The sequence below is a fragment of the Streptomyces sp. NPDC057099 genome (assembly GCF_042671245.1).
GTDB classification, from domain to species: Bacteria; Actinomycetota; Actinomycetes; order Streptomycetales; family Streptomycetaceae; genus Streptomyces; species Streptomyces purpurascens.
This window is the reverse complement of sequence record NZ_JBHUTX010000074.1, coordinates 1-25,479: the sequence shown is the minus strand read 5'-3', so window position 1 is coordinate 25,479 and position 25,479 is coordinate 1. Positions and strand designations below refer to the sequence as shown.

24 protein-coding genes and 1 pseudogene are annotated in these 25,479 nt (G+C 71.6%); 15 read left to right on the top strand and 10 right to left on the bottom strand.

The window, feature by feature from the left end; translation table 11 throughout:
• The 3 genes and pseudogenes from ACFT4A_RS40685 to ACFT4A_RS40675 form a co-directional block, all read left to right on the top strand.
• A pseudogene (locus tag ACFT4A_RS40685) lies at positions 1-930 on the top strand (hypothetical protein); the annotation flags it as partial.
• Positions 927-1,586: a spherulation-specific family 4 protein gene (locus ACFT4A_RS40680; RefSeq protein ID WP_382841200.1), complete on the top strand. Its 660-nt coding sequence runs from the start codon at positions 927-929 to the stop codon at positions 1,584-1,586. The pseudogene ACFT4A_RS40685 and the gene ACFT4A_RS40680, both read left to right, overlap by 4 nt.
• Positions 1,583-2,365 carry an endo alpha-1,4 polygalactosaminidase gene (locus ACFT4A_RS40675; RefSeq protein WP_382841197.1) on the top strand — a complete coding sequence of 261 codons (783 nt, stop codon included), beginning with the start codon at positions 1,583-1,585 and terminating at the stop codon, positions 2,363-2,365. Before ACFT4A_RS40680 ends, ACFT4A_RS40675 begins: the two co-directional genes overlap by 4 nt.
• 16 nt (positions 2,366-2,381) lie before the next feature.
• On the opposite strand, the gene ACFT4A_RS40670 is transcribed toward ACFT4A_RS40675, so the two are convergent.
• The gene (locus tag ACFT4A_RS40670; RefSeq protein WP_382841195.1) at positions 2,382-3,164 is read right to left on the bottom strand and encodes an adenosylcobinamide-GDP ribazoletransferase; all 783 of its coding nucleotides are present in this window, start codon (positions 3,162-3,164) and stop codon (positions 2,382-2,384) included.
• A gap of 60 nt (positions 3,165-3,224) precedes the next feature.
• Between ACFT4A_RS40670 and ACFT4A_RS40665 the strand changes: the two genes are divergently transcribed.
• Positions 3,225-3,989 carry a hypothetical protein gene (locus ACFT4A_RS40665; protein ID WP_382841192.1) on the top strand — a complete coding sequence of 255 codons (765 nt, stop codon included), beginning with the start codon at positions 3,225-3,227 and terminating at the stop codon, positions 3,987-3,989.
• Here ACFT4A_RS40665 and ACFT4A_RS40660 read toward each other — a convergent pair.
• Together ACFT4A_RS40660 and cobT are read right to left on the bottom strand one after the other, a co-directional pair.
• Complete coding sequence (locus ACFT4A_RS40660; protein WP_382841189.1) at positions 3,887-4,627, bottom strand: hypothetical protein; 741 nt, start codon at positions 4,625-4,627, stop codon at positions 3,887-3,889. The genes ACFT4A_RS40665 and ACFT4A_RS40660 overlap by 103 nt on opposite strands.
• A gap of 141 nt (positions 4,628-4,768) precedes the next feature.
• Positions 4,769-5,878, bottom strand: coding sequence for a nicotinate-nucleotide--dimethylbenzimidazole phosphoribosyltransferase (gene cobT / locus ACFT4A_RS40655; protein ID WP_382841187.1), 1,110 nt, complete (start codon positions 5,876-5,878; stop codon positions 4,769-4,771).
• A 156-nt stretch (positions 5,879-6,034) separates the two neighbouring features.
• Here cobT and ACFT4A_RS40650 point away from each other — a divergent pair, with 156 nt between their 5' ends.
• Positions 6,035-7,072: a class I SAM-dependent methyltransferase gene (locus ACFT4A_RS40650; RefSeq protein WP_382841185.1), complete on the top strand. Its 1,038-nt coding sequence runs from the start codon at positions 6,035-6,037 to the stop codon at positions 7,070-7,072.
• 192 nt (positions 7,073-7,264) lie between these two features.
• On the opposite strand, the gene ACFT4A_RS40645 is transcribed toward ACFT4A_RS40650, so the two are convergent.
• Complete coding sequence (locus tag ACFT4A_RS40645; RefSeq protein WP_382841182.1) at positions 7,265-8,464, bottom strand: bifunctional adenosylcobinamide kinase/adenosylcobinamide-phosphate guanylyltransferase; 1,200 nt, start codon at positions 8,462-8,464, stop codon at positions 7,265-7,267.
• Between the two features lie 246 nt (positions 8,465-8,710).
• On the opposite strand from ACFT4A_RS40645, the gene ACFT4A_RS40640 reads away from it, so the two are divergent.
• The gene (locus ACFT4A_RS40640) at positions 8,711-8,923 is read left to right on the top strand and encodes a hypothetical protein (RefSeq protein WP_382841179.1); all 213 of its coding nucleotides are present in this window, start codon (positions 8,711-8,713) and stop codon (positions 8,921-8,923) included.
• A 57-nt stretch (positions 8,924-8,980) separates the two neighbouring features.
• On the opposite strand, the gene ACFT4A_RS40635 is transcribed toward ACFT4A_RS40640, so the two are convergent.
• Together ACFT4A_RS40635 and ACFT4A_RS40630 are read right to left on the bottom strand one after the other, a co-directional pair.
• Positions 8,981-9,685 (bottom strand): class I SAM-dependent methyltransferase, encoded by a 705-nt coding sequence (locus ACFT4A_RS40635; protein WP_382841203.1) that lies wholly within the window; start codon positions 9,683-9,685, stop codon positions 8,981-8,983.
• Between the two features lie 80 nt (positions 9,686-9,765).
• Complete coding sequence (locus tag ACFT4A_RS40630; RefSeq protein WP_382841177.1) at positions 9,766-10,365, bottom strand: DUF3043 domain-containing protein; 600 nt, start codon at positions 10,363-10,365, stop codon at positions 9,766-9,768.
• Positions 10,366-10,670: 305 nt separating this feature from the next.
• Between ACFT4A_RS40630 and ACFT4A_RS40625 the strand changes: the two genes are divergently transcribed.
• The 5 genes from ACFT4A_RS40625 to ACFT4A_RS40605 all read left to right on the top strand — a co-directional run bounded on the left by ACFT4A_RS40625 (position 10,671) and on the right by ACFT4A_RS40605 (position 17,151).
• The gene (locus ACFT4A_RS40625; RefSeq protein ID WP_382841175.1) at positions 10,671-11,474 is read left to right on the top strand and encodes a PspA/IM30 family protein; all 804 of its coding nucleotides are present in this window, start codon (positions 10,671-10,673) and stop codon (positions 11,472-11,474) included.
• Between the two features lie 23 nt (positions 11,475-11,497).
• On the top strand, positions 11,498-11,776 hold the full coding sequence (locus ACFT4A_RS40620) for a hypothetical protein (protein ID WP_215121952.1): 279 nt from the start codon (positions 11,498-11,500) through the stop codon (positions 11,774-11,776).
• A gap of 195 nt (positions 11,777-11,971) precedes the next feature.
• Positions 11,972-13,192, top strand: a complete 1,221-nt coding sequence (locus ACFT4A_RS40615) for a sensor histidine kinase (protein ID WP_382841172.1) — start codon at positions 11,972-11,974, stop codon at positions 13,190-13,192.
• The gene (locus ACFT4A_RS40610) at positions 13,189-13,872 is read left to right on the top strand and encodes a response regulator (protein WP_382841169.1); all 684 of its coding nucleotides are present in this window, start codon (positions 13,189-13,191) and stop codon (positions 13,870-13,872) included. The genes ACFT4A_RS40615 and ACFT4A_RS40610 overlap by 4 nt, the downstream gene beginning before the upstream one ends.
• A gap of 159 nt (positions 13,873-14,031) precedes the next feature.
• Entirely contained in the window at positions 14,032-17,151 is a 3,120-nt protein-coding gene (locus tag ACFT4A_RS40605) for an efflux RND transporter permease subunit (RefSeq protein ID WP_382841166.1), read from the top strand.
• A 73-nt stretch (positions 17,152-17,224) separates the two neighbouring features.
• On the opposite strand, the gene nadA is transcribed toward ACFT4A_RS40605, so the two are convergent.
• A complete protein-coding gene (nadA, locus tag ACFT4A_RS40600) occupies positions 17,225-18,409 on the bottom strand; it encodes a quinolinate synthase NadA (RefSeq protein WP_382841163.1) in 1,185 nt (394 codons plus the stop codon).
• 282 nt (positions 18,410-18,691) lie between these two features.
• Between nadA and ACFT4A_RS40595 the strand changes: the two genes are divergently transcribed.
• Positions 18,692-19,048, top strand: coding sequence for an iron-sulfur cluster assembly accessory protein (locus ACFT4A_RS40595; RefSeq protein ID WP_003989692.1), 357 nt, complete (start codon positions 18,692-18,694; stop codon positions 19,046-19,048).
• Positions 19,049-19,147: 99 nt separating this feature from the next.
• Here the strand turns inward: ACFT4A_RS40595 and ACFT4A_RS40590 are convergent, their stop codons facing one another.
• Positions 19,148-21,037 (bottom strand): hypothetical protein, encoded by a 1,890-nt coding sequence (locus ACFT4A_RS40590; RefSeq protein WP_382841160.1) that lies wholly within the window; start codon positions 21,035-21,037, stop codon positions 19,148-19,150.
• A 145-nt stretch (positions 21,038-21,182) separates the two neighbouring features.
• Positions 21,183-21,392, bottom strand: a complete 210-nt coding sequence (locus ACFT4A_RS40585; protein WP_382841157.1) for a hypothetical protein — start codon at positions 21,390-21,392, stop codon at positions 21,183-21,185.
• Between the two features lie 132 nt (positions 21,393-21,524).
• Between ACFT4A_RS40585 and ACFT4A_RS40580 the strand changes: the two genes are divergently transcribed.
• Positions 21,525-22,499, top strand: a complete 975-nt coding sequence (locus ACFT4A_RS40580) for a carbohydrate kinase family protein (RefSeq protein WP_382841154.1) — start codon at positions 21,525-21,527, stop codon at positions 22,497-22,499.
• 85 nt (positions 22,500-22,584) lie between these two features.
• Here ACFT4A_RS40580 and ACFT4A_RS40575 read toward each other — a convergent pair whose 3' ends face one another.
• Entirely contained in the window at positions 22,585-23,964 is a 1,380-nt protein-coding gene (locus ACFT4A_RS40575; protein ID WP_382841151.1) for a cysteine desulfurase/sulfurtransferase TusA family protein, read from the bottom strand.
• A 266-nt stretch (positions 23,965-24,230) separates the two neighbouring features.
• On the opposite strand from ACFT4A_RS40575, the gene coxB reads away from it, so the two are divergent.
• Entirely contained in the window at positions 24,231-25,196 is a 966-nt protein-coding gene (gene coxB / locus ACFT4A_RS40570) for a cytochrome c oxidase subunit II (RefSeq protein ID WP_382841147.1), read from the top strand.
• On the top strand, positions 25,193-25,479 hold a 287-nt coding region (locus ACFT4A_RS40565), incomplete at its 3' end, for a cbb3-type cytochrome c oxidase subunit I (RefSeq protein ID WP_382841143.1). The genes coxB and ACFT4A_RS40565, both read left to right, overlap by 4 nt.

Below are 25,479 nucleotides of genomic sequence, written 5' to 3'. Positions count from 1 at the left end.
GCCCTGGCCTTCGCCGCCGGTACCGCCCCGGCCGCGGTCGCCTTCGCCGCCGGGCCGTCCTGCTATCTGGCGGCGGCGACCGTCCTGCTGGTGATGGGCCGCGAACGGCTCCTGCTGGCCGCCCTCGCGCCGATGGCGACGGGCGCGGTCCTGTCCCTGGCCGGTCCGCTGCCCGAGGCCGTGAGCCTGGTTCTCCTGCTGGGCTCCCTGGCGGCCGTGGCGGCCCTCGCCGCTCGTGAAGTGGCACCGGCCGTGAAGGAGGAGGGCGGGTGGACCGCCGATCTCACCGCCCTGCTCCCGCTGCGCGCGTCCGGCACCGCCCCCGCACCCCGTCGCCCCGCCGGGCCCCGGCTCACGGGCTCCCTGCCGTACGCCCTGTTCGGGCTCGCCACCGGCGTTCTCGTGCTGTACGCGGCCCTCGGTGACGTCCTCGCCGGTGACACCGGCAGCGCCTTCGCCGCCCCCGCCGCCGTGGCGCTCACTCTCAGCATGGGCCCCGCCGAGTGGCTGCTGTATCGATTCCGCAGCGGCGGCCTCGCCGCACTGCGCTCCAGCGGCACCACCGGGGACTTCCGGCGCACCACGGTCCTCACCGTCGTCGCGTGCCTGGCCGCCTACCTCACCGCCCTGCTCTTACTGAGCCTCGCCGCCTCCGCCCTGTGGCCGCACGCCCCGGTCCCCGGCGGTGTCCGGCTGGCCGGGCTGATCCTGCTGGGCGTGGTGCTGTGGACGGGCCTGCTGCTCCAGTCGTTCGGCGCGGTGACCGGCGCGACGGCGGTGTGCTGCGCCGCGGCCCTCGCCCAGACCCTGCTCCTCGTCACGCGCACCGGGGACCCGCATCTGGCGGGCCCGGCCGTGTACGGCACGGCGGCCGTCGTCCAAGGCGCCCTGGTGTGCGCCCTGCTGGGGAGGGCAACCGCCCACCGATGAGCACTCTCCTGGTTCCGTACTACGAGCACCCGTCCGTCCGCCCCGCCGAATGGGAGGCGATCCTGGCCGCCGCGCCCCGCCTGTACGGGGTGGTCCTCAACCCGGCCAGCGGCCCCGGCGACCGCCCCGACGCGGCCTTCGCCGAGATCGCCGCCCGGCTGCGGGACGCGGGAGTCCGGGTCCTCGGGTACGCCGACACCGATTACGGCCGCCGCGCCACCACCGACGTCGTCCGCGAACTCACCCGGCACCGCGACTGGTACGGCACCGACGGCGCCTTCCTCGACCAGGTCCCGTCCGGGCCCGAGCCGTTCGAGTACTACCAGCGACTGGCGGTGGCCGCCTGGGGCGTCGGCTGCGGCACCCTCGCCCTCAACCACGGCACGGCACCGCACCCCTGCTACGCCCGCATCGCCGACGTCCTCGTCACCTTCGAGGGCACCTGGGCGTCGTACCGCGCGCTGCGGCCCGAGCCGTGGCCCGGCGGCAGCGACGTGCGGCTGTGCCACCTGGTGTACGACGTGCCGCCCGACGCCGACCCGGAGGGACTGGCCAGGGCGCGGGGCGCGGCGGTGCATTGTGCGGTGCCCGGCACCGGCGATCATCCTTGGGGCACCCTGCCGTACGCCCTGCACCACCGGGAGAACACCTCGTGAGACGCACGTCCTCGCTTTTCGCCCTGCTCATCCTGCTGCTCGCCGGCTGCACCCAGAAGCCCGCCGACGACAAACCGGGCCCCCGCTGGCAGCCCCGGCCGGGCACCGCCTGGCAGTGGCAGCTCAGCGGGAAGCTGGACACCTCCGTCGACGTGCCGGTCTACGACATCGACGGCTTCGACCACTCCGAGGCCACCGTCACGCGTCTGCACCGCGAGGACCGCAAGGTCATCTGCTATCTGTCCACCGGCGCCTGGGAGGAGTTCCGCCCGGACGCCGAGGAGTTCCCGAAGTCCGTCCTCGGGCGCGGCAACGGCTGGAAGGGCGAACGCTGGCTGGACATCCGCCGCACCGACGTCCTGGAGCCCCTCATGGCGGCCCGGATCGACATGTGCCGCGACAAGGGCTTCGACGCGGTGGAGCCCGACAACATGGACGGCTACCGCAATGAGACGGGCTTCCCGCTGAAGGCCGCCGACCAGCTCCGCTACAACCGCCTCATCGCCCGCCTGGCCCACGACCGGGGCCTGGCCGTCGGCCTGAAGAACGACCTGGACCAGATCCCCGAGCTGGTCAAGGACTTCGACTTCGCGGTCAACGAGCAGTGCGCCCAGTACGGCGAGTGCGCGGCCCTGAAGCCGTTCGTCGACGCGGGCAAGGCCGTCTTCCACGTCGAGTACGAGGTGCCCACCCGCCGCTTCTGCGCCGAGTCCCGCCGCCTGAAGCTCAGTTCGCTGCGCAAGAAGTACGAACTGGGGGTGTGGCGACAGGCCTGCTGAGCCTCGGCCCGGTCCGTCAGCCCAGCGCCAGAACGACCAGCGCCGTCGTCGCCGCCGTCTCCGCCAGCCCGCCGAACACATCGCCGGTGACCCCGCCGAAGCGGCGCGTGCAGTGCCGCAGCAGCGCTTCGGCGGCGGCCAGGGCGAGGACGACCGCGCATCCGGTGCGCACCACGTCGTACGGCCCCCAGACGGCACTCCCCGCTGCCGCCGACCCGGTGACGGCGACGGCGGTGAGCAGCGCCCCGCGCGGGGGCACCACGCCCGCGACCGCCGCCCCCAGCCCCTCCGGCCGGGCCGCGGGCACCCCGGCCCGGGCCGCCAGGGTCAGGGCCAGCCGGGCGACCGTCGCGGAGACGACCGCGGCGAAGGCACCCCGGGCCCAGGAGGCGTCGTAGGCCTGGGCGAGCGCGGTGACCTGCGCGAGCAGGACGAGGACGAGGGTGATGACGCCGAACGGCCCGATGTCCGACTGCTTCATGATCCGCAGCGCGTCCTCGGCGGGCTTCCCGCTGCCCAGCCCGTCGGCGGTGTCCGCGAGCCCGTCGAGATGCAGCCCCCGGGTGAGGACGGCCGGCACGGCGGCGGTGGCCACGGCGGCGAGCAGCCCGCCCGCACCGAGGAACAGCAGCACCAGCCCGACGGCGGCGGCAGCGGCCCCGACCGCCAGCCCGGCCAGGGGAGCGCACAGCATGCCGCCGCGCGCGGCCTGACGGTCCCACCGGGTCACCCGGACCGGGAACACCGTGAGGGTGCCGAAGGCGAAGCGGAGACCGTCGAGGGGCGAGGTTCTGGACACCGGCGCAGGCTACCGGCCGGTCAGGAGAGCGGGCGCGGTGGCCGAGGATAAAGTTCACATATGGGATGGTTCGAGCGGAACATCATGGAACCCGGCAAGCTGCCGCTGCTTCTCGCTCTCGTCTCCTTCGTGATGACGTTCGTGATCACCCGGGGCATCACCCGCCTCATCCGGGCGGGCAAGGGCCCCTTCCGCAACATCAGCGGCAGCGGCGGTGTCCATGTCCACCACGTGGTGCCCGGCGTCATCCTGACGATCATCGGCGGCTTCGGCGCGGTCGCCGGCGGCCAGCACGGCTTCGGCTCCTGCCTGGCCGCGGTGCTCTTCGGCATCGGGGCGGGACTCGTCCTCGACGAGTTCGCCCTGGTCCTGCACCTCGCCGACGTCTACTGGACCCCGGACGGCCGCAAGAGCGTCGAGATGGTCGTCCTCACCGCGTCCCTCGTCGGCCTGCTCCTGCTCGGCTTCTCGCCGCTGGGCGTCGACGACCTCTCCGAGGACCAGCAGCAGAACCGCGCCGTCGTCCTCGGGAACGTCCTCGTGAACTTCGGCTTCGCCCTCATCGCCCTCTTCAAGGGCAAGGTCCGCATCGCCGTCCTGGGCGTGATCGTCCCCCTCGTCGCCCTGGTCGGCGCCGTACGGCTGGCCCGCCCCACCTCCCCGTGGGCCAAACGGTTCTACCGCAACCGCCCCCGCGCCCGAGCCAAATCCGGCTTGCGGGCCTACCACCACGACCGCCGCTGGGTGGGCCCCCGGCGCAGATTCCAGGACTGGATCGGCGGCGCGCCCGACCCCGAGCCCGTCCGGTCCCTCGAACACCACTGACGCAGGGCCTCGGCCGCGCACAGCACCAGCACGGCCGTGATCGCCGCCAGATGCTCCTTGCCCGCGAGGTTCTCCTTCAGGACGACCTCGACCACCATGGCCACGATCACCACCGCCGCCGTGACATACGCGCGATAGCGCAGGCCCAGACAGACCGCCAGTCCCACCACCGCCGCCGACGGCCCGGTGTCCACGACCCGCGCGTCCGAGGCGGGCAGGCCCAGCGGGGAGTCCGGGCCCAGCCAGATGCCCAGGCGGGCGTAGAGCGTGCCCGCGAGCGTCGCCAGGTAGGCGATGAGCAGGGCCCGCCGCCACCCCAGACAGATCTCCGCGATGCCGAACACCAGCAGGATCTGCGCCAGCGCACCCCACACCGGCAGATCCAGCGCGGGCACGAACAGCGACAGCGGCGACCGCAGCAGCGCGAGCCACAGCGGGTCCTCGGCCCGCACGGCACCGATGTCCTGCACGAACCCGTAACCCCACGACTGGTTGTGCACGAAGTGGAGCACGGAGGTCAGGCACACGGCCCCGGCCGCCATCGGCACCGCGCGCAGCCGCCGCTCCCGCAGCGGCCCGCGCACCGCGGTGTACAGCCGCCCCCATTCGGCGCGGGCCCAGCGGGCGAGCGTGGTCATCGGGTCGTCCTCGTCCAGGGGCCGGTGCGGCAGCGGATGTGCGCGGTGCCTGTGGCTCAGTCAAACCGACACCACACGCGAAGACCGACCGGAACGGGACGAAGTTGAGCCAGGTGTGCGTGACCTGGATCTCCAGGGCGACTACTGCTCGGCGGGAACCTCGGAGTCCTCCGTGCCCTCCGGCTCCACCGGCCGCTCGGACTCCTTCGGCTTCTCGGGCAGCTCCGCCGCCAGCGCCGCCGCGGCCTGCACCAAGGGGAGCGCCAGCAGGCCGCCCGCGCCCTCGCCGACGGTCACGCCCTGGGTCAGCAGCGGCTCCAGGGCCATCCGGTCCAGTGCCTTCGCCTGCCCGGGCTCACCGCTGTCGTGCGCCGCCAGCCACCAGTCCGGCGCCCGGAACGCGATCCGCTGCGCGACCAGCGCGCACGCGGCCGTCACGACCCCGTCGAGCACCACGGGCAGCTTCCGCACGGCGCTCTGCAGCAGGAAGCCCGTCATCGCCGCGAGATCGGCCCCGCCGACCGTCGCCAGCAACTGCAACTGGTCCCCGAGCACCGGCCGGGCCCGGCGCAGCGCGTCGCGGATCGCCGCGCACTTGCGCATCCAGGCCAGGTCGTCGATCGCCAGCCCGCCACGCCCGGTGACGACCGACGCGTCGACCCCGCAGAGCGCCGCGACCAGCACGCCCGCGGCCGTCGTCCCGCCGACGCTCACATCGCCGAGCACCACCAGATCCGTACCGGAGTCGGCCTCCTCGTCGGCCACCGCGACCCCGGCCCGGAACGCCGCCTCGGCCTCCTCCAGGGTCAGCGCGTCCTCGATGTCGATCCGCCCACTGCCGCGCCGCACCCGGTGCCGTACGACGTCCTCGGGCAGGGCCTCGGGATCGCAGTCCAGGGCCATGTCGACGATCCGCACCGGCACGCCGAGCCGCCGCGCGAGCACCGAGACGGGCCGGCCGCCCTCCAGCACCTCGCGCACCAACTCCCCGGCACCGCCCGCAGGCCGGGCCGAGACGCCCAGTCCGGCGACGCCGTGGTCACCGGCGAAGAGCACCACCCGCGGCCGTTCGACCGGACGCACCGGCACCGCGGACTGCGCCGCCGCCAGCCACTCACCCAGGTCGTCGAGCCGGCCCAGCGACCCTGGCGGCACGATCTGCCGCTCCCGGCGTGCCTCGGCGTCACGGCGGATCCCGCCGTCCGGACGCTCGATCAGATCGGTGAAGTCGTCGAGATTAAGCGAGCTCATTCGCCGAACAGTACCGGCACCGATCGAACAGCACGGCGCCACATCGCGACTCCGTCACGGCGACGTCGTTGCACCCAAGATCGGCATCCCATACGTTCCCGTTTGCAGCGGATTGTCGTACGTCCCTGCCGTACGCCTCGCGCCCGGGAGCCGCCCATGCCCGAACTTCCCGCCCCCTCCGTCCCCCAGGCGCCCGCGCCGGTGCACGAACCGCGCCGCGAGGACTGCCCCTGGTGCGGCTCCGGCCGGCTGCGCCACCGGCTGCGCACCGGTGACCTGCGGCAGTACAAGCCGGGCAACTTCACCGTCGACGACTGCCGCGACTGCGGCCACACCTTCCAGAACCCCCGCCTCACGGCCGAGGGCCTCGCCCACTACCACCGGACCGCGCGCGGGGCGCCCATGGACCCCACGGCCGACGCCCTCGTCGCCCTGCGCGGCAGCCGGCAGCGCCATCTGTCTGCCGCCCGGGCGATGCGGCCGTTCGGGGAGCCGGAGAGCTGGCTGGACGTCGGGACGGGCCAGGCGCGCTTCCCGGCGACCGCCCGGGAGTTCTTCCCGTACACCTCCTTCGACGGCCTGGACGACACCCCGGACGTGGCCGGGGCCGTCGCGGCCGAACGCGTCGAGGAGGCCCACGTCGGCCGGCTGTCGGACCCCCGGATCTCGGGCCCGCTGCGCGCCCGCTACGACGTGGTCAGCATGCTCCACCACCTGGAGGGCGCCCCCGACCCCCGCGCGGAGCTCCACGCCGCCCTCCGCGTCCTGCGCCCCGGCGGCCACCTGCTCATCGAGACCCTCGACCCCCGCAGCGTCTTCGCCGCGCTCCTGGGCCGCTGGTGGCTCCCCTACGACCAGCCCCGCCACCTCCACCTGCTGCCCCCGCGCAACCTCCGGGCCGAACTGGAGACGGCCGGCTGCACGGTCCTCACCCTCGACCACCGCCCCACCCACATCCCCCACGACCTCTCCGGCGCGACCTCCCTGGCCCTCTCCCACGCCCTCCCCACCCCGGACACCCCTTGGCGCGCGATCCCCCCGCCGGCCTTCCAACGCCACGCCAGGGAGGCCCTCCTGCGAGCGGGCCTCCCCCTGGTAGGGCTGGCGGCCCTGGCGGACCACGTACTGGCTCCGCTGGCCCGCCGCACTCGCATGGCGAACACGTACCGCCTGATCGCCCGCAAGCCGACCTAGCTGCGTGCGCGCTCAGCTGCGGGCATATGCGTGCCTCCCCGAGTGCCTTAAGGGCCTGGGAGGTGCCCCCAGGGCGGCACGGGTGGGCGGTGGGGGTCCCCCCCGCTCGAGCGAAGCCGAGAGTGGGGGAGGCACCCCGCTACGCCGGGCTGCGGACCCACCCGCCCCCAGCCCAAGACGGCCCCGCACCGCTCACCCCCGCAGCACCACAGCCTGCCCGGCCACCACCAACAGCACCTGCTCACACTGCTCGGCGAACCCCGCGTTCAGCCGCCCGAGTTCATCCCGATACCGCCGCCCAGACGCAGTAGCCGGCACAATCCCCGACCCCACCTCGTTCGACACGGCGACAACAGCCCGCCGACTCGAACGCACCGCCTCCGTCAACTCCCGCACCCGCTCCCGCAACGCCTTCTCCCCCCGCTCCGCCCACACCGCGTCGTCCCACGCCCCGACGGAGTCCATCGCGTCCGTCAGCCACAACGACAGACAGTCGACCAGCACCGGCGGCCCCTCCTCCGCCAGCAGCGGCACCAGGTCGCAGGTCTCCACCGTCCGCCACGACCCCGGCCGCCGCTCCCGATGGGCGGCCACCCGCACCGACCACTCGGTGTCCCCGTTGCGCGACCCGCCCGTCGCCACGTACAGCACGTCGGGAAACGCCTCCAACCGGCGCTCGGCCTCCACCGACTTGCCCGACCGCGCCCCGCCCAGCACCAGCGTGCGCCGCGGTACGTCCGGCACGTCCTCGTACACCCCCACCGACAGCGTCGCCCCGTCCGGCACCGCCCGCGCCCCGGCCGCCGCGAGCCGCCGCCCGAGTTCCGGGCCCGGCGGCACGTCGTGGTCCAGATGGACGGCGACCACATCGGTCGTCGGCCCCACGGCCCCGACCGCCCGCAGCTTCGCCAGCGCGTCCGGCCGCCCCGCGACATCCGCGAGGACCATGTCGTACGTCTCGGAGGGCTCCGCCAGCCCCGCCGGAGCCCCGCCCGGCGGCAGATACAGCAGCCGCTGCCCCTCCGGCCCGGTCACCGCGTATCCCGTGCCCGGCGCGTCCATCGCCACCGCCCGTACCCGGTGCCCGGTCAGCAGCGTCAACTCCTGCCCGTCCGGCACCCGTCCGGGCTGCGGCACCCCGGCCGGCACCTCGACCGCGGGCCCGTCATGCGGATGCGACAACAGCGCCTGCCGCACACCGCCCAGCGAACGCCCCGCCCGAGCCGCCGCGAACGCCGCACCAGGCGTCAGATCAAGCAACAACGCCCCGTCCAGCAGCAACGCGGTGGCCGCCCGAGAATCCGGCCCGAGAGCCGCCGAACAGTTCGCACAGGGACAGTCGGGCCGGGGAAGCCCCGCGGGAGCGCCGGTACCAAGCAGAGTGAGTTCCACGCCCCGATTCTCACCCGTGAACACAGGTCATGCGTGATGGTGACGCCCCCTTAGGGGCGCGGGCCGTATCGATATGCGGCTCCGCCGCGCGGGCGCGACCAGCCCAATACGACCCGCACACGCCCAACAACCCGCACTCCCGCAACGCATCTAACGCCCCACCCAGCGAACCGCTTAGGCTCAACACAGGAGCCGGACCAAGATCCGGCTCCTGCTGTGCAATGTGCTCACACATGGGAGGCGTACATGGCGGCATGGACGTGGCGGTTCGAGAAGACCGACGGGACTGAGGTCCAGCCCGCGGTGCCGCCGGAGGACTTCCCCACCCAGGGGGATGCCGAGTCCTGGATCGGGGAGCACTGGAAGGAGCTGCAGGAAGGCGGCGCCGACCAGGTGCGTCTGTTCGAGGACGCCACGGAGATCTACGGCCCGATGAGTCTGCACGCGGCCGAGGCGTGAGCCCCGGGGCGGGGGCCGACGGCCCTCGCCCACCCCCTCTTCCATGCCCCGGGGGCGTCAGCCCCGCACACCGCACAGGTGCAGCAACGCCGCCACCCCGCGGTACGGATCCGTCCGCCCGGCCTTCTCCTCCACCGCCAGCAGCGTCCGGGCGTCACCCGGGACCTCGGCGTCGTCCGCCGCCGAGTCGGTGAACACGCCCACCCCGTACCAGGCGTGCAGCGGCGCCCCGATCCCCGCGAGCGTCGACGTCAGGTCCTTCAGCCGGTCGGCCCGTACGTCGAGCCCCAGCCGGTTGCGATAGGCGGTCGTGTCGAAGGCGGTCAGCGCGTCGGCCCAGGCGCCGGAGAGCCCCGGCCGCAGCGCGAGCGCGTCCCCGTTGCGCACGAGCAGGGACAGCAGTCCGCCGTGCGCGAGCATCCGGGCGAGACCCGCCAGCAGCGGGTCGGGCTCCTCCACGTACATGAGCACGCCATGACACAGGACGACGTCGAAGGCGCCCGGCAGGAAGTGCACACCGGTGTCCCGGCCGTCGCCCTCGATGATCCGCATCCGCTTCCGGATGCCCTCGGGTTCCCCCGCGAGGGACTCCCGGGCCACGGCGACCATCCTCGGGTCCTGCTCCAGACCGGTCACCTGGTGCCCGGCCCGGGCCAGCCGCAGCGCCTGCGTGCCCTGGCCCATGCCGACGTCGAGCACCCGCAGCCGCTGCCCGACAGGGAACCGCCCGGATATCTGTTCGTCCAGCTGCCGGGCGACCAGCTCCTGCCGGACCACATCGCGCAGCCCGCCCGGCCCGGTCACCGGGGCATCCGCCGCGCTCTCGGGAAACGGCGTCGTGGTCAGGGCCGCTCTCCGCGCTTGACCTGCGGCTTCGGCAGCCGGAGCCGGCGCATCTGGAGGGAGCGCATCAGGGCGTAGGCGACCGCGCCCCGCTTGTTCTCACCGGCGAACCGCTCGGCCAGCTGCTTCTTCAGACGGAAGGCCGACACGAACGAGTCGAGCACGATCAGCACGATCACCACGAGCCACAGCAGCAGCGCGATGTTCTGCAGCGAGGCCACGCGCACCATGCTCAGCACGAGGATGACGACGGCCATCGGCAGGAAGAACTCCGCGATGTTGAACCGCGAGTCGACGAAGTCGCGCGCGAACCGGCGGACCGGTCCCTTGTCGCGGGCGGGCAGATACCGCTCGTCGCCGCTGGCCAGCGCCTGGCGCTGGCGCTCCATCGCGGTACGGCGCTCCGCGCGCTGTCGCTTGGCGGCCTCCTTGCGCGTCGTCGACGTGTTGGCCACGCTGCGGCGCTGCGACTGGGCCGCACTGCGCTTGGGCGTGGGACGGCCCTTGCGGGCCTCGGGGTGACGGGGCTGACTGGAGTCGGTCTCCGGCGCCTTCACGGCGGCCTGGGCCTTCTCATCCTTCGCACGGCTACGGAACACAAAACCCAAGGGTAAGGGCTTCCGGGCATGGACCCCAGTCCCGTGGGGAACGATCCGGCAACACCAGTCGTCTGTATGGGGACAGAGGGGACGTTGTGTACGGCTCCGGTCGTTTCCCGGGATGTACGCCCCCGGTAACCCCGGGGATCACCTACTCCCTACGCCGGAGCGGGGCCGTCCGCAGTCGTCCTTGGGGATGAGCGCATCCGTCCCCGAACAGTGCGGTAATGGATGCAGGGCCCGTACTGTGGGTTCTGTCGCAGGAGCTGGAGCCGGAGTCGGTCAGAAGGGGGCGCGCGAAGCCCATGAGCGGTGTCATGAAGCGTATGGGGATGATCTTCCGCGCGAAGGCGAACAAGGCCCTTGACCGGGCCGAGGACCCGCGCGAGACCCTCGATTACTCGTACCAGAAGCAGCTGGAGCTGCTCCAGAAGGTGCGCCGGGGCGTCGCCGACGTGGCGACCAGCCGCAAGCGCCTGGAGCTGCAGCTCGCCCAGCTGAACAAGCAGTCCTCCACGCTGGAGGACCAGGGCCGCAAGGCGCTCGCGCTGGGCCGTGAGGACCTGGCCCGTGAAGCGCTGTCCCGCCGGGCCGCCCTCCAGCAGCAGGTGACCGACCTGGAGACCCAGCACGCGACGCTGCAGGGCGAGGAGGAGAAGCTCACTCTCGCGGCCCAGCGGCTCCAGGCCAAGGTCGACGCCTTCCGTACGAAGAAGGAGACGATCAAGGCGACGTACACGGCGGCCCAGGCGCAGACCCGGATCGGCGAGGCCTTCTCCGGCATCTCGGAGGAGATGGGCGACGTCGGCCTGGCGATCCAGCGTGCCGAGGACAAGACCGCCCAGCTCCAGGCCCGCGCCGGCGCGATCGACGAGCTGCTCGCCTCCGGGGCGCTGGACGACCCCTCCGGCATGCACAAGGACGACATCCAGGCCGAGCTGGACCGGCTCTCCGGTGGTACGGATGTAGAGCTGGAACTGCAGCGGATGAAGCAGGAGCTGGCCGGGGGCCCCGCCGCCGACCAGCAGGCCATCGAAGGTGGCACGAGCCAGTCGCCGCAGCAGGACCGGCAGCAGCCGCAGGACACCCCGCGCTTCGACAAGCAGTAGGGGCCCACGCCTAGGAGGGCGACATGATCGTACGGATCATGGGGGAGGGCCAGGTGAGGCTGGCCGACGGCCACCTCACCGAACTGAACAAGCTGGACGACGAGCTCCTGGCGGAAATGGAGAACGGCGACGGCCCGGCCTTCCGCCGCACCCTCCAGGCCCTGCTGACCAGAGTCCGCGACCTCGGCGACCCCCTCCCGGACGACTCCCTGGAGCCATCCGAACTGATCCTCCCGTCCCCGGACGCGACCCTGGAGGAGGTCCGGGACTTCCTGAGCGACGACGGCCTGATCCCGGGCTGACGACCCCGCTGCGGGCATGCGTGCCTCCCCCAGTGCCTTAAGGGCCTGGGAGGTGCCCCCAGGGCGGCACGGGTGGGCGCAGCGGCACCTCGCGCCGCCGAGTTGCGGACCCCGCCCGGCCCGAGCCTCGACGCCGAGCACACTTCACACCCGCCCCGTACCCCGGCAGACCCCGCCCAGCTACCGTAAACAGCCGTGAGCACACTCGCGCGGGCCAGAGTCCAGGCCAAAGCACACCCCCTCGCTGTGGACGCGGTCCTGGCCTCAGGAGTCCTGGCCTGCATGGTCGCCGGCTCCTTCGTGGAGCCCCGCCACCGCGACACCGTCAACTGGGTCCTGCGCACCCCCGACCCCCTCAGCCTCGTCCTCATGGTCCTCGGCGCCGCCGCCCTGGTCTTCCGCCGCCGCGCCCCCATGACGGTCCTGGCCCTCACCGGCACGTTCTCCGTCATCGAGTCCGTCACCGGCGACCCCCGCGCCCCCGTCGCGATGTCCGCGGTCATCGCCCTGTACACCGTCGCCTCCACCACCGACCGCCCCACCACCTGGCGCGTCGGCCTGCTCACCACGACCGTGCTGACCGGCGCCGCCATGGCCGCCGGCCCCCTGCCCTGGTACGCCCAGGAGAACCTCGGGATCGTGGCCTGGGCCGGCATCGGCGCCACCGCCGGCGACGCCGTCCGCAGCCGCCGCGCCTTCATCCAGGCCATCCGGGAACGCGCGGAGCGCGCCGAACGCACCCGCGAGGAGGAGGCCCGCCGCCGGGTCGCCGAGGAACGCCTGCGCATCGCCCGGGATCTGCACGACGTCGTCGCGCACCACATCGCCCTGGTCAACGTCCAGGCCGGCGTCGCCGCCCACGTCATGGACAAACGTCCCGACCAGGCCAAGGAGGCCCTCGCCCACGTCCGGGAGGCCAGCCGCTCCGCCCTCAACGAGCTGCGGGCCACCGTCGGCCTGCTCCGGCAGTCCGGCGACCCGGAGGCCCCCACCGAACCCGCCCCCGGCCTGGACCGCCTCGACGAACTCGCCGGCACCTTCCGCAACGCCGGACAACGCATCGAGGTCGCCCGCACCGACCAGGGCACCGCCCTGCCCGCGGCCGTCGACCTGGCCGCCTACCGGATCATCCAGGAGGCCCTGACGAACGTGCAGAAGCACGCCGGGCCGCACGCCAAGGCCGAGGTCAGCGTCGTACGGGTCGGACCGAACATCGAGATCACCGTGCTCGACGACGGCAGCGGCGAGGACGCGGACCCGGGCAGCGGCGGCGGACACGGCCTGCTCGGCATGCGCGAGCGTGTCACCGCCCTGCGCGGCACCCTCACCACCGGTCCCCGCTACGGCGGCGGCTTCCGCGTCCATGCGATCCTGCCGGTCAAGAACCGCACACCGACCGGGGAGGACCCCGCATGACCATCCGTGTCCTGCTCGCCGACGACCAGGCGCTGCTGCGCAGCGCCTTCCGTGTGCTCGTCGACTCCGAGCCCGACATGGAGGTGGTGGGGGAGGCGTCCGACGGCGCGGAAGCGGTGCGGATGACCAAGGAGCAGCACGCCGACGTCGTCCTCATGGACATCCGGATGCCCGGCACCGACGGTCTCGCCGCGACCCGCTTGATCAGCGCCGACCCCGAACTCGCCGACGTCCGCGTGGTCATCCTGACGACCTTCGAGGTCGACGACTACGTCGTGCAGTCGCTGCGCGCCGGCGCCTCCGGCTTCCTCGGCAAGGGCTCCGAGCCCGAGGAACTGCTGACCGCCATCCGGACCGCCGCCGGCGGCCAGGCCCTGCTGTCCCCGGCGGCCACCACCGGCCTCATCGCCCGCTTCCTCGCCCAGGACCCCACCGACGACGGCGAGCGCGACCCGGCCCGCGCCGAGCGGCTCGACTCGCTCACCGGGCGGGAGCGCGAAGTGCTCGTCCAGGTCGCCGGCGGGCACTCCAACGACGAGATCGCCGAGCGTCTGGAGGTCAGCCCGCTGACGGTGAAGACGCACGTCAACCGGGCCATGGCCAAGCTGGGCGCCCGGGACCGGGCCCAGCTCGTGGTCACTGCGTACGAGTCCGGACTGGTCCGTCCAAGGGTGGAGTGAGCCAGACCCGGGTGTACTGCGCCCGGAGTATGCGCCGTATAAGGAAATGGACCTGGGGCCTACGAATCCGGGGTCGCCCATGGCTCAGGGTGTAGGGGCGGGTGCTCATCTGCGCGCTCGCTGCCGCTTCTGCCGCTAACAGAAGAGAGACCCTCACCCATGTCCTGGCTGTCGAAATTCAGCCTCGCGCAACGGGCCCTGATCGGGCTGATGTCGATCATCGCGCTCGTCTTCGGGGCGATCGCGATACCCCAGCTCAAGCAGCAGCTGCTGCCCACCATCGAACTGCCCATGGTGTCCGTGCTGGCGCCGTATCAGGGCGCGTCACCGGACGTGGTCGAGAAGCAGGTCGTCGAACCCATCGAGGACAACCTCGAAGCCGTCGACGGCATCAGCGGCGTCACCTCCACCGCCAGCGAGGGCAACGCCGTGATCATGGCGTCCTTCGACTACGGCAACGACACCAAGCAGCTCGTCGCCGACGTCCAGCAGGCGGTCAACCGGGCTCGCGTCCAGCTCCCGGACGACGTCGACCCGCAGATCGTCGCAGGGTCCACGGACGACATGCCGACCGTCGTCCTCGCCGTCAGCTCCGAGCGGGACCCGCAGGCCCTGGCCGACCAGCTCGACAAGACCGTCGTGCCGGACCTCAAGAGCATCGACGGCGTCGGCCAGGTCACCGTCGACGGTGTGCGGGACCTCCAGGTCGCCGTCACCCCCGACAACGCGAAGCTCGCGAAGGCGGGCCTCACCCCGCAGTCCCTCATGGAGGCGCTCCAGGCGGGCGGCGCGACCGTCCCGGCCGGCTCCTTCGACGAGGACGGCGCCAACCGCACGGTCCAGGTCGGCGGCGGCTTCACCTCGCTGCAGCAGATCCAGGACCTGATGGTCACGGGCGAGCCCGGCAAGGGGAAGCCGGTGCGCCTCGGCGACGTCGCCGCGGTGAAGCAGCAGGAGGCCCCGGCCGACTCCATCACCCGCACCGACGGCAAGCCCAGCCTCTCCGTCGCCGTCACCATGGACCGCGACGGCAGCGCGGTCGCCATCTCCGAGGCCGTCCAGGACAAGCTCCCGGAGCTGCGCAAGGACCTCGGCTCCGGCGCCGACCTCACGGTCGTCAGCGACCAGGGCCCGGCGGTCTCGAAGTCCATCAAGGGCCTGACCACCGAGGGCGCGCTCGGTCTGCTCTTCGCGGTCCTGGTGATCCTGGTCTTCCTGGCCTCGATCCGCTCGACCCTCGTCACGGCGGTGTCCATCCCGCTGTCGGTCGTCCTCGCCCTGATCGTGCTCTGGACGCGCGACCTGTCGCTGAACGTCCTGACGCTGGGCGCGCTGACGATCGCCATCGGCCGGGTCGTCGACGACTCGATCGTGGTCCTGGAGAACATCAAGCGGCACCTCGGCTACGGCGAGGAGCGCCACTCGGCGATCCTCCAGGCCGTCCGTGAGGTCGCGGGCGCGGTGACGTCCTCGACGCTCACCACGGTCGCGGTGTTCCTGCCGATCGGCTTGGTCGGCGGCATGGTGGGCGAGCTGTTCGGCTCGTTCAGCCTGACGGTGACCGCCGCGCTGCTGGCGTCCCTCCTCGTCTCCCTGACGGTCGTCCCGGTCCTGTCGTACTGGTTCCTGCGTCCCCCGAAGGGCACCCCCGAGGACGCGGACGAGGCACGCCGGATCGCCGAGGAGAAGGAGGCCAAGAGCCGCCTGCAGCGCCTCTACGTCCCCGTCCTGCGCTTCGCGACCCGCCGCCGCCTCACCAGCGTGGCCCTCGCGATCGTCGTCCTGGTCGGAACGTTCGGCATGGCGCCGCTGCTGAAGACGAACTTCTTCGACCAGGGCGAGCAGGAGGTCCTCAGCGTCAAGCAGGAGCTGAAGCCCGGCACCAGCCTGGCGGCGACCGACGCCCAGGCGAAGAAGGTCGAGCAGCTGCTCGCCGACACCAAGGGCGTGAAGGACTACCAGGTCACCATCGGTTCGTCCGGCTTCATGGCCGCCTTCGGCGGCGGCACGGACACCAACCAGGCCTCGTACCAGGTGATGCTGGACGACTCCGTGCCGTTCGAGGACGTCCAGGACGACATCGAGAAGGGCCTGGCCGGTCTCAAGGGCATCGGCACGACCACCATCGCCGCCGGTGACGGCTTCGGCAGCCAGGACCTCAGCGTCGTGGTCAAGGCCGCCGACTCCGAGGTCCTGCGTACGGCGTCCGAGGAGGTCCGCAAGACGGTCGCCGGGCTCGACGACGTCACGGACGTCACCAGCGACCTGGCGCAGAGCGTGCCGCGCATCTCGGTGAAGGCCAACGACAAGGCGGCCGCGGCCGGCTTCAACGACCAGACCCTCGGCGCCGCCGTCGCGCAGGCGATCCGCGGCACCAACGCGGCCAAGGCGACCCTGGACGACAGCGAGCGCGACGTCGTCATCCGTTCGGCCGAGCCCGCGCGGACCCTGAAGCAGCTTCAGGACCTGCGCCTGGGCGCGGTGAAGCTCGGCGACATCGCCACGGTGAAGCAGGTCGACGGCCCGGTCTCCATGACCCGGATCGACGGCCAGCGCGCGGCCACCATCTCCGCGAAGCCGACCGGTGACAACACGGGCGCGGTGAGCACCAAGCTCCAGTCCGAGATCAGCGCGCTGAAGCTCCCGGAGGGCGCCACGGCGTCGATCGGCGGTGTCTCCGAGGACCAGGACGAGGCGTTCCTCAACCTGGGCCTGGCGATGCTGGCGGCCATCGCGATCGTCTTCATGCTGCTGGTCGGCACCTTCAAGTCCCTGGTCCAGCCGCTGATCCTGCTCGTCTCCATCCCGTTCGCGGCCACCGGCGCCATCGGCCTCCTGGTCGCGACCGGCACGCCGATGGGCGTCCCCGCGATGATCGGCATGCTGATGCTCATCGGCATCGTGGTGACGAACGCGATCGTGCTGATCGACCTGATCAACCAGTACCGCAAGCAGGGCTACGGCGTCGTCGAGGCCGTCATCGAGGGCGGCCGGCACCGACTGCGCCCCATCCTCATGACCGCCCTGGCAACCATCTTCGCCCTGCTCCCGATGGCCCTCGGCATCACCGGCGAAGGCGGCTTCATCGCCCAGCCCCTGGCCGTGGTCGTGATCGGCGGCCTGGTGACATCGACCCTGCTCACCCTCCTCCTGGTCCCGACGCTGTACGCGATGTTCGAACTCCGCAAGGAGCGCCGGGCGAAGAAGCGGGCAGCGAAGAAGGGCCTTCCGGCCCAGCGCACGGAGACGGCCGACGAGCCGGAGCCGGCTCAGGTCTGACCCCTGTACGACACGTGAGGCCCCACCCGGAATCCGGGTGGGGCCTTGCCCGTGCGGACACGCGGAAGGACCGCTACGGCAGCGCCAGCATCCGCTCCAACGCCAGCTTCGCGAACGCCTCCGTCTCCTTGTCCACCTCGATGCGGTTGACGAGGTTGCCCTCGGCCAGGGACTCCAGGGCCCAGACGAGGTGGGGGAGGTCGATGCGGTTCATGGTGGAGCAGAAGCAGACCGTCTTGTCGAGGAAGACGATCTCCTTGCCCTCGGGTGCGAAACGGTTCGCCAGGCGGCGGACCAGGTTCAGTTCCGTGCCGATGGCCCACTTGGAGCCGGCGGGCGCGGCATCCAGGGCCTTGATGATGTACTCCGTCGAGCCGACGTAGTCCGCCGCGGCCACGACCTCGTGCCGGCACTCGGGGTGGACCAGGACGTTCACGCCCGGGATGCGCTCGCGTACGTCGCGCACCGAGTCGAGGCTGAAGCGGCCGTGCACCGAGCAGTGGCCGCGCCACAGGATCATCTTCGCGGCGCGCAGTTCCTCGGTGGTGAGGCCGCCGTTCGGCTTGTGCGGGTTGTAGAGGACGCAGTCCTCCAGGGACATGCCCATGTCCCGCACGGCGGTGTTGCGTCCGAGGTGCTGGTCGGGGAGGAAGAGCACCTTCTCGCCCTGCTCGAAGGCCCAGTCCAGGGCCCGTTTCGCGTTCGAGGAGGTGCAGATCGTGCCGCCGTGCTTGCCCGTGAACGCCTTGATGTCGGCGGACGAGTTCATGTACGAGACGGGCACGACCTGCTCGGCTATCCCGGCCTCGGTCAGCACGTCCCAGCACTCGGCGACCTGCTCGGCCGTCGCCATGTCGGCCATCGAGCAGCCGGCGGCCAGGTCGGGCAGGACCACCTTCTGGTCGTCGGAGGTCAGGATGTCCGCGGACTCGGCCATGAAGTGCACACCGCAGAACACGATGTACTCGGCCTCCGGGCGGGCGGCGGCGTCCTTGGCCAGCTTGAAGGAGTCACCGGTGACGTCGGCGAACTGGATGACCTCGTCGCGCTGGTAGTGGTGGCCGAGGACGAAGACCTTGTCCCCGAGCTTCTCCTTCGCCTTGCGGGCGCGCTCCACCAGGTCCGGGTCGGACGGCGAGGGCAGGTCGCCTGGGCACTCCACGCCGCGCTCGCTCTTCGGGTCGGCCTCACGGCCGAGGAGCAGCAGGGCGAGGGGCGTCGGCTGAACGTCGAGCTCCTGGGGCTGGGCGGTGGTCACGACACGCACCCTTTCTCTTCCGCGACTTTTCGTCGATTTGACGCTATCTATCATAACCGCTTCACGTCACGTTGACGATGGCCATAGCGTCGGTGTGACGTGAATCCCGGTGGGCCGCCGTTCATTCCCGGGAAGACCGGGAAAGAGCCGTTTTCCGGTTCCCGGCGTGTGTGCGAGCATGAAACGGAGCCGTAAATCGAGCGCCCGGCCCGGAATGAATCCGCGGCCCCGCCGGTTGGACCCGTCGGCAAGCAGTCTCCGTACAACCCGGGAGAGATGTAGATGTCCGTATCGGACGAGACCACCACCGTCAGCGACGGCATCATCCTGACCGACGCCGCCGCGGACAAGGTCAAGACCCTGCTCGACCAGGAAGGCCGCGACGACCTCGCGCTGCGCGTCGCCGTCCAGCCCGGCGGCTGCTCCGGCCTGCGCTACCAGCTCTTCTTCGACGAGCGTTCCCTCGACGGCGACGTCGAGAAGGACTTCGGCGGTGTGAAGGTCGTCACCGACCGCATGAGCGCCCCGTACCTGGGTGGTGCCACGATCGACTTCGTGGACACCATCGAGAAGCAGGGCTTCACGATCGACAACCCGAACGCGACCGGCTCCTGCGCCTGCGGCGACTCCTTCAGCTGAGCCTGCCGGGCCGCCACCGGCGGCAGCGGACATGACGAAGGCGGCGGCCCCCTCCGACGGGGCCGCCGCCTTCGCGCTCGCTGCCTGCCTGGGCCGGTCCTAGCGCTCCCGCGTGGGGGGAGCCGGCAGCCGCGCGCCCTCCCTGGCCAGCGGGACCGCCTTGCCGTCCGAGTCCACGACGTCACGGTCGCCCAGCGGCTCGTCCAGCCGCACGGTCTCCTGGAACTGCTTCGCGATCATGATGCAGACCTTGTCCGGCCACGCGGTGGAGGTCACCTCGACCGTCACCTCGCCGCCCTTCTCGCTCGCCTTCACGTCGTAGTCGGCGCACACCCCGCCCGTGAAGGTCACGGTCAGCTCGTCACCCTCGGCCCGGTAGCCGTCCACCTCCACGTCGCGCGGCCCGGGCGCCGACGTCGGCTTGTCACTCGGCTCGCTCGGCTGGGCAGAGGTCAGATACTTCGGGTCGACCGCCGGGTACGTCACCGTGAACGGGTCCTTCGCACCCGGCGCCGTCACCTCGAACAGCCAGGACGGCACCAGCGCCTGGCGCCCGTCCACGAAGTGCGAGGCCAGTCCGAACACCGCGTCCTCGACCGTGACAGCGTCCTGCTGCCCCTGCCCGGCAGAGCCGCTCGCGGACGATCCGCAGGGCTCCTCCAGCCGGTCCTTCAGCGGCACGGCGCTCGCACAGCCGCCGATGCCCATCCGGTGATCGCTCGTCGGCCGCTCCTCCATCAGCTCCAGCGCCTTCTTGGCACTGACCACGGGGTACGTGTCCCCCTTGGCCGGCGCCTTCAGCTGACCGCTGCCGCCGACGACCTCGCCCTCGGAGCCGACCGTGACCCCGGTGTTCCAGCCGTGCGTAGGCAGTCCGCCGACCTCGGGAGCGGCGTTCACCACCCTCTGGGCGCCCATGACCTGGCTCGCGTCCAGCTTCGCGGCGTCCTGACCCAGCGCCTTCAGCACGGGCGCCGCGGCCTTCTCGGCCTCCGCCTCGCTCACCGGGCTGCCGCCGGACTGCGGAGCCGTGCAGGTGTCGGTGCCCTTGCAGTTGTCGGTGCCCGGGGCGTAGCGGTTGAACGTCCAGGCACCCGGCGCCTGCTTGTTCACCTGGAGGCTCGGCCCGGAACCGTCCTGACCGGCCCCGACCTTCCAGGCCTCGCCCTGTGCCACCGGCGCACCCTCGACTCCGAGGGCCTTCGCCAGCCGGGCCACGTCCTCCTTGGTGACCTCGCCCTGCGCCCGGTAGACCGGGGCTTCGCCGGGGCCGTCCGGCAGCGTGCCGCCGAGCTTGTAGGTGGCGCCGTAGGGGTTGGGCTCACCGGGTGCGATGCCGTTGCCCTCGCCGGAGGTCGATTCCGAGTACCCGTCGAGCGCGAGCGGCGGGGGAGTGTCGTCCCCGCCGGGCGCGCCGGACGTCTGTCCACCGCCGGACCCGTCGGCCACGTTGGTCGCGAGCCAGGCCCCGCCCCCGCCGATCAGCAGCACAGCGGCGGCGGCGACGGCGATGATCGCGGGCGTCCGGGGCCGCCCGCCGCCCGGGTGGACCAGGTCCTCGTCGTTGCGGGGCAGGTCATGGTCCGGTGCGCCGGTGTCACGGGGCAGGTCGGTGTCGTCCGGCGTCGCGGCGGCTTCTGATTCGGCTTTCGCTGCCGTGTCCGCGTCGGTGTCCGGTTCTGTTTCGGCTTCCCCTTCTGCTTCCGTGGCCGTTTCGTCCCTACGGGCCTCGGACTCAGGGGCCTCGGACTCACGCGCCTCGGACGCCTCAGGAGCCTCAGGGGCTTGATCGGCGTCGGCGTCCTGCTCCGTCCCAGCGACCCCGGGCGTGTCGGCCTCACGGGATTCGGCGGCCTCGGTCACGTCCTCGGTGTCCGCCGAACCCCGTTCACCGTCGGAGACGCCCCCGATGTCCCGGGCCGGGTCGGCGGCTCCGGTGCCGCCCGCTTCCCTGGCGTCGTCGTCGTTGTCGGGTCGCTCGGTGTTCACCGCATCGCTCCTTCGGCTGCACAGCTGTCCCATGGGACCCGGACCGGTCACACAAGGGCCGCTGGTGGGTCGTATCCCGCCTCCCCTTTACGGGGGACAGCGATGGGACGCAGCGGGGGAGCACACGGTTCCCGCAGGGGGCCGTTCAGTCCCCGTAGTCCGACATGGCGTCGAGCAGCCGGGCCGACGCCGGGGGTACCGTCACACCATGGATCAGGGCCGGGGAGACCGGCCTGGAGGCGATCCGGTCGGGAGCCGCCCAGTGGGGAGCCATCCGCGCCCCGTCACCCGGCATCGACGCCAGATCGCCTTCGAGATCGACCGGAACGGGTGCCTGGACCTTGAGGTTCGTCATAGCCGCACCGTAGGCACGCTCGAGCTCGCGGAGAAAGATCTACTATCGGGTAGTTTCGCTGCCTTCAGAGCTGCCCCGCCCACCCGATAGCGTGAAGTGTCAAGGCCCGCCTCCCTCAGGAGAATCCACGCCGTGCGCATCGCAGTCACCGGCTCCATCGCCACCGACCACCTCATGACCTTCCCCGGTCGCTTCGCCGACCAGTTCGTAGCGGACCAGCTGCACACGGTCTCGCTGTCGTTCCTGGTCGACAAGCTCGACGTCCGCCGCGGCGGCGTCGCCGCGAACATCGCGTTCGGCATGGGACAGCTCGGCACCCGGCCGATCCTGGTCGGCGCCGCGGGCGCGGACTTCGACGAGTACCGCGCCTGGCTCGACCGGCACGGCGTCGACACCGACTCCGTCCGCATCTCCGACACGCTGCACACCGCCCGCTTCGTGTGCACCACCGACTCCGATCACAACCAGATCGGCTCCTTCTATACGGGCGCCATGAGCGAGGCCCGCCTCATCGAGCTGAAGACCGTCGCCGACCGGGTCGGCGGACTCGACCTGGTCTCCATCGGCGCGGACGACCCGGAGGCGATGCTCCGCCACACCGAGGAGTGCCGCTCCCGGTCCATCCCGTTCGCCGCCGACTTCTCCCAGCAGATCGCCCGGATGGACGGCGAGGAGATCCGCATCCTGCTGGACGGGGCGACGTACCTCTTCTCCAACGAGTACGAGAAGGGTCTCATCGAGACCAAGACCGGCTGGAGCGACGCGGAGATCCTGTCCAGGGTGGGCCACCGTGTGACCACCCTCGGCGCGCGCGGCGTCCGTATCGAGCGGGTCGGCGAGGACCCGATCGAGGTCGGCACGCCGGACGAGGAGCGCAAGGCCGACCCCACGGGTGTCGGCGACGCGTTCCGCGCGGGCTTCATGTCGGGCCTCGCGTGGGGTGTCTCCCTGGAGCGGGCCGCGCAGGTCGGCTGCATGCTGGCGACTCTCGTCATCGAGACGGTGGGGACGCAGGAGTACCAGCTGCGGCGGGGGCACTTCATGGAGCGGTTCACCAAGGCGTACGGCGATGAGGCGGCGACCGAGGTTCAGGGGCATCTGGCCTGACCGTTGCCGAGTGCAGGGGCGTGGGGGCTGGTCGCGCCCACGCGGCGGAGCCGCACATCGATACAGCCCCGCGCCCCTGAGTTACTCAGCTCGCTCGGCGGATCAAGTACGCCGTTCCTTGGTCCGCCGGCTCCTCGCCCACGTACTCCTGGCCCCGCATCTCGCACCACGCCGGGATGTCCAAGCGGGCCGCCTCGTCATCCGACAGGACCCGGACCAGGCCGCCCACCGGCACATCGCCGATGACCTTGGCGAGCTCGATGACCGGAATCGGGCACCTCTTGCCCAGGGAGTCCACGACCAGCACGTCCGCCTCCCGCACCACCGCCCCGGAGGCCGGCGCCCCCAGCTTCTCCCGCACTCCCGCCACCACCCGGGGAAGCACCTCAAGGAAGCGCTCCACATCCTCCTCCGCCGCCCCGAGCGGCAGCGACACCCGCACATTGCCCTCGCTCAGCACACCCATCGCCCGCAGCACATGGCTCGGCGTCAGCGTGCTGCTCGTGCAGGACGATCCGGACGAGACCGAGAACCCCTCCCGGTCCAGCTCGTGCAGCAGCGCCTCTCCGTCGACATAGAGACAGGAGAAGGTGACGACCCCGGGCAGCCGGCGCACCGGATCCCCGACCACCTCGACATCGGGCACCAGCCCCGGCACCCGGGCCCGGATCCGCTCCGTCAGCTCCCGCAACCGAGCGGCCTCCCCGGCCGCCTCCGCCCGTACGGCCCGCAGCGAAGCGGCCGCGGCCACGATCGCCGGAAGGTTCTCGAAACCGGCCGCACGCCCCGACTCCCGCTCGTCCACCGGCCCTTGCGCCGAGAACCGCACACCCTTGCGCACGACGAGCAGCCCGACCCCGGACGGCCCGCCCCACTTGTGCGCACTGGCCGTGAGCAACGACCAGTCCCCTTCCACCGACCCCCACCCGAGCGACTGCGCGGCGTCCACCAGCAACGGCACCCCGGCCTCCCGGCACCGCTCGGCCACCGCCGCGACGGGCTGCTCCGTGCCCACCTCGTGATTGGCCGACTGGAGACAGGCCAGCGCCGTGTCCCCGCGCAGGGCATCGCCGTAGGCCACCGGATCCACCGCCCCGCCCCGGTCGACCGGCACCTGGGTGACGGACCCGCCGTCCGCCTCGTGCACCTCCGCCGAATGGAGTACCGAAGAATGTTCGACCGCTGACACGATCAGGTGGCGCCCGACCCGACGCCGCCCGGCCAGCGCCCCCGCAACCCCCGCATGCACGGCACGCGTTCCGGACGAGGTGAACACCAGCTCGTCCGCACGGCACCCCACCGCCTCGGCAGCGGCCTCCCGAGCCGCGTCCAACAGCATCCGAGCCCGCCGCCCCTCCCTGTACAGCCGCGCCGGATCCGCCCACCCCTCATCGAGGGAGGCCAGCAGAGCCTGCCGGGCAACAGAATGAAGCGGAGCAGCGGAAGCAGCATCGAAGTAGGCCACACGGCAACGCTAAATCGTTCAGCACCGAGACGTCCCAAAAGGGGCGCGGGGAACTGCGCGAGCAACCACAGTCAAGGCCGCACCCGCCAAACAAGCGAACACCCCGACTCAGTAGGCACCCCTCCCCGAGAACCCCCGGAGGGCGTCGGCTAGGGTTTGGTCCGCATAAACATCCAAACCCCTGCCCGACGCAGGGCGGCGACCGACCAGCGAGAAGGCCAGGCCGCAGCCGATCCGCGCGGGCGAGACTCTCGGGAAGGCGCTACGTGAGTCCCAACGGCTCCGACCGCTCGCCGCGGCGCCCGATGCGGCGGAAGCTGCTGCAGGCACTGACCGCGGGCCTGGTCTTGGCGACAGCCACCGGTTGCTCGTACAACTGGGAAGACTTCCCCCGCCTTGGTATGCCCACCCCGACCACGGAAGAGGCTCCGCGGATCCTCTCCCTGTGGCAGGGGTCCTGGGCGGCTGCGCTCGCCGTTGGCGTGCTGGTGTGGGGTCTGATCCTGTGGAGTGCTTTCTTCCACCGGCGCAGCCGCACCAAGGTCGAAGTTCCCCCACAGACCCGGTACAACATGCCCATCGAGGCGCTGTACACCGTGGTCCCGCTCATCATCGTCTCGGTGCTGTTCTACTTCACCGCCCGTGACGAGTCCGAGCTGCTCAGCCTCAAGAAGAAGCCCGACGTCACGGTCAACGTGGTCGGCTTCCAGTGGAGCTGGTGCTTCAACTACATCGAACCCGTCGCGGGTTCCACCGGTGACGCCAAGACCTCCAAGGACCTGGACGCGATCCCGGACCGCTTCAAGAAGGCGTTCCCGGACAACGCGGGCGGTGCCTACGACTGCGGTACCCCCGGTACGCGGAACCCGCAGACCAACAACCCCGGTCCGACGCTCTGGCTGCCCAAGGGCAAGACGGTCCGCTTCGTGCTGACCTCGCGCGACGTCATCCACTCCTTCTGGGTGGTGCCGTTCCTGATGAAGCAGGACGTCATCCCGGGCCACACCAACGCCTTCGAGGTGACCCCCAACAAGGAGGGCACCTTCCTGGGCAAGTGCGCCGAGCTCTGCGGCGTCGACCACTCTCGGATGCTGTTCAACGTGAAGGTCGTCTCCCCCGAGCGCTACGAGCAGCACCTCAAGGACCTCGTGGACAAGCAGCAGAACGGTTACGTTCCTGCCGGCATCGCGCAGACGAGCCACGAGAAGAACCGGGAGACGAACAACCTGTGAGCATCCTCAACGAACCCCAGGGTGCCGCGGCAGCAGGGTCCGGCTATGCGGACGAGTTGCCGGTCAGGCGCCAGAACCGCGGCAGTGTCGTGGTCAAGTGGCTGACGACGACGGACCACAAGACGATCGGCACGATGTACCTCATTACATCGTTCGCCTTCTTCGTCATCGGTGGCGTGATGGCGCTCTTCATGCGCGCCGAGCTGGCCCGGCCGGGTCTGCAGATCATGTCGAACGAGCAGTTCAACCAGGCGTTCACGATGCACGGCACGATCATGCTGCT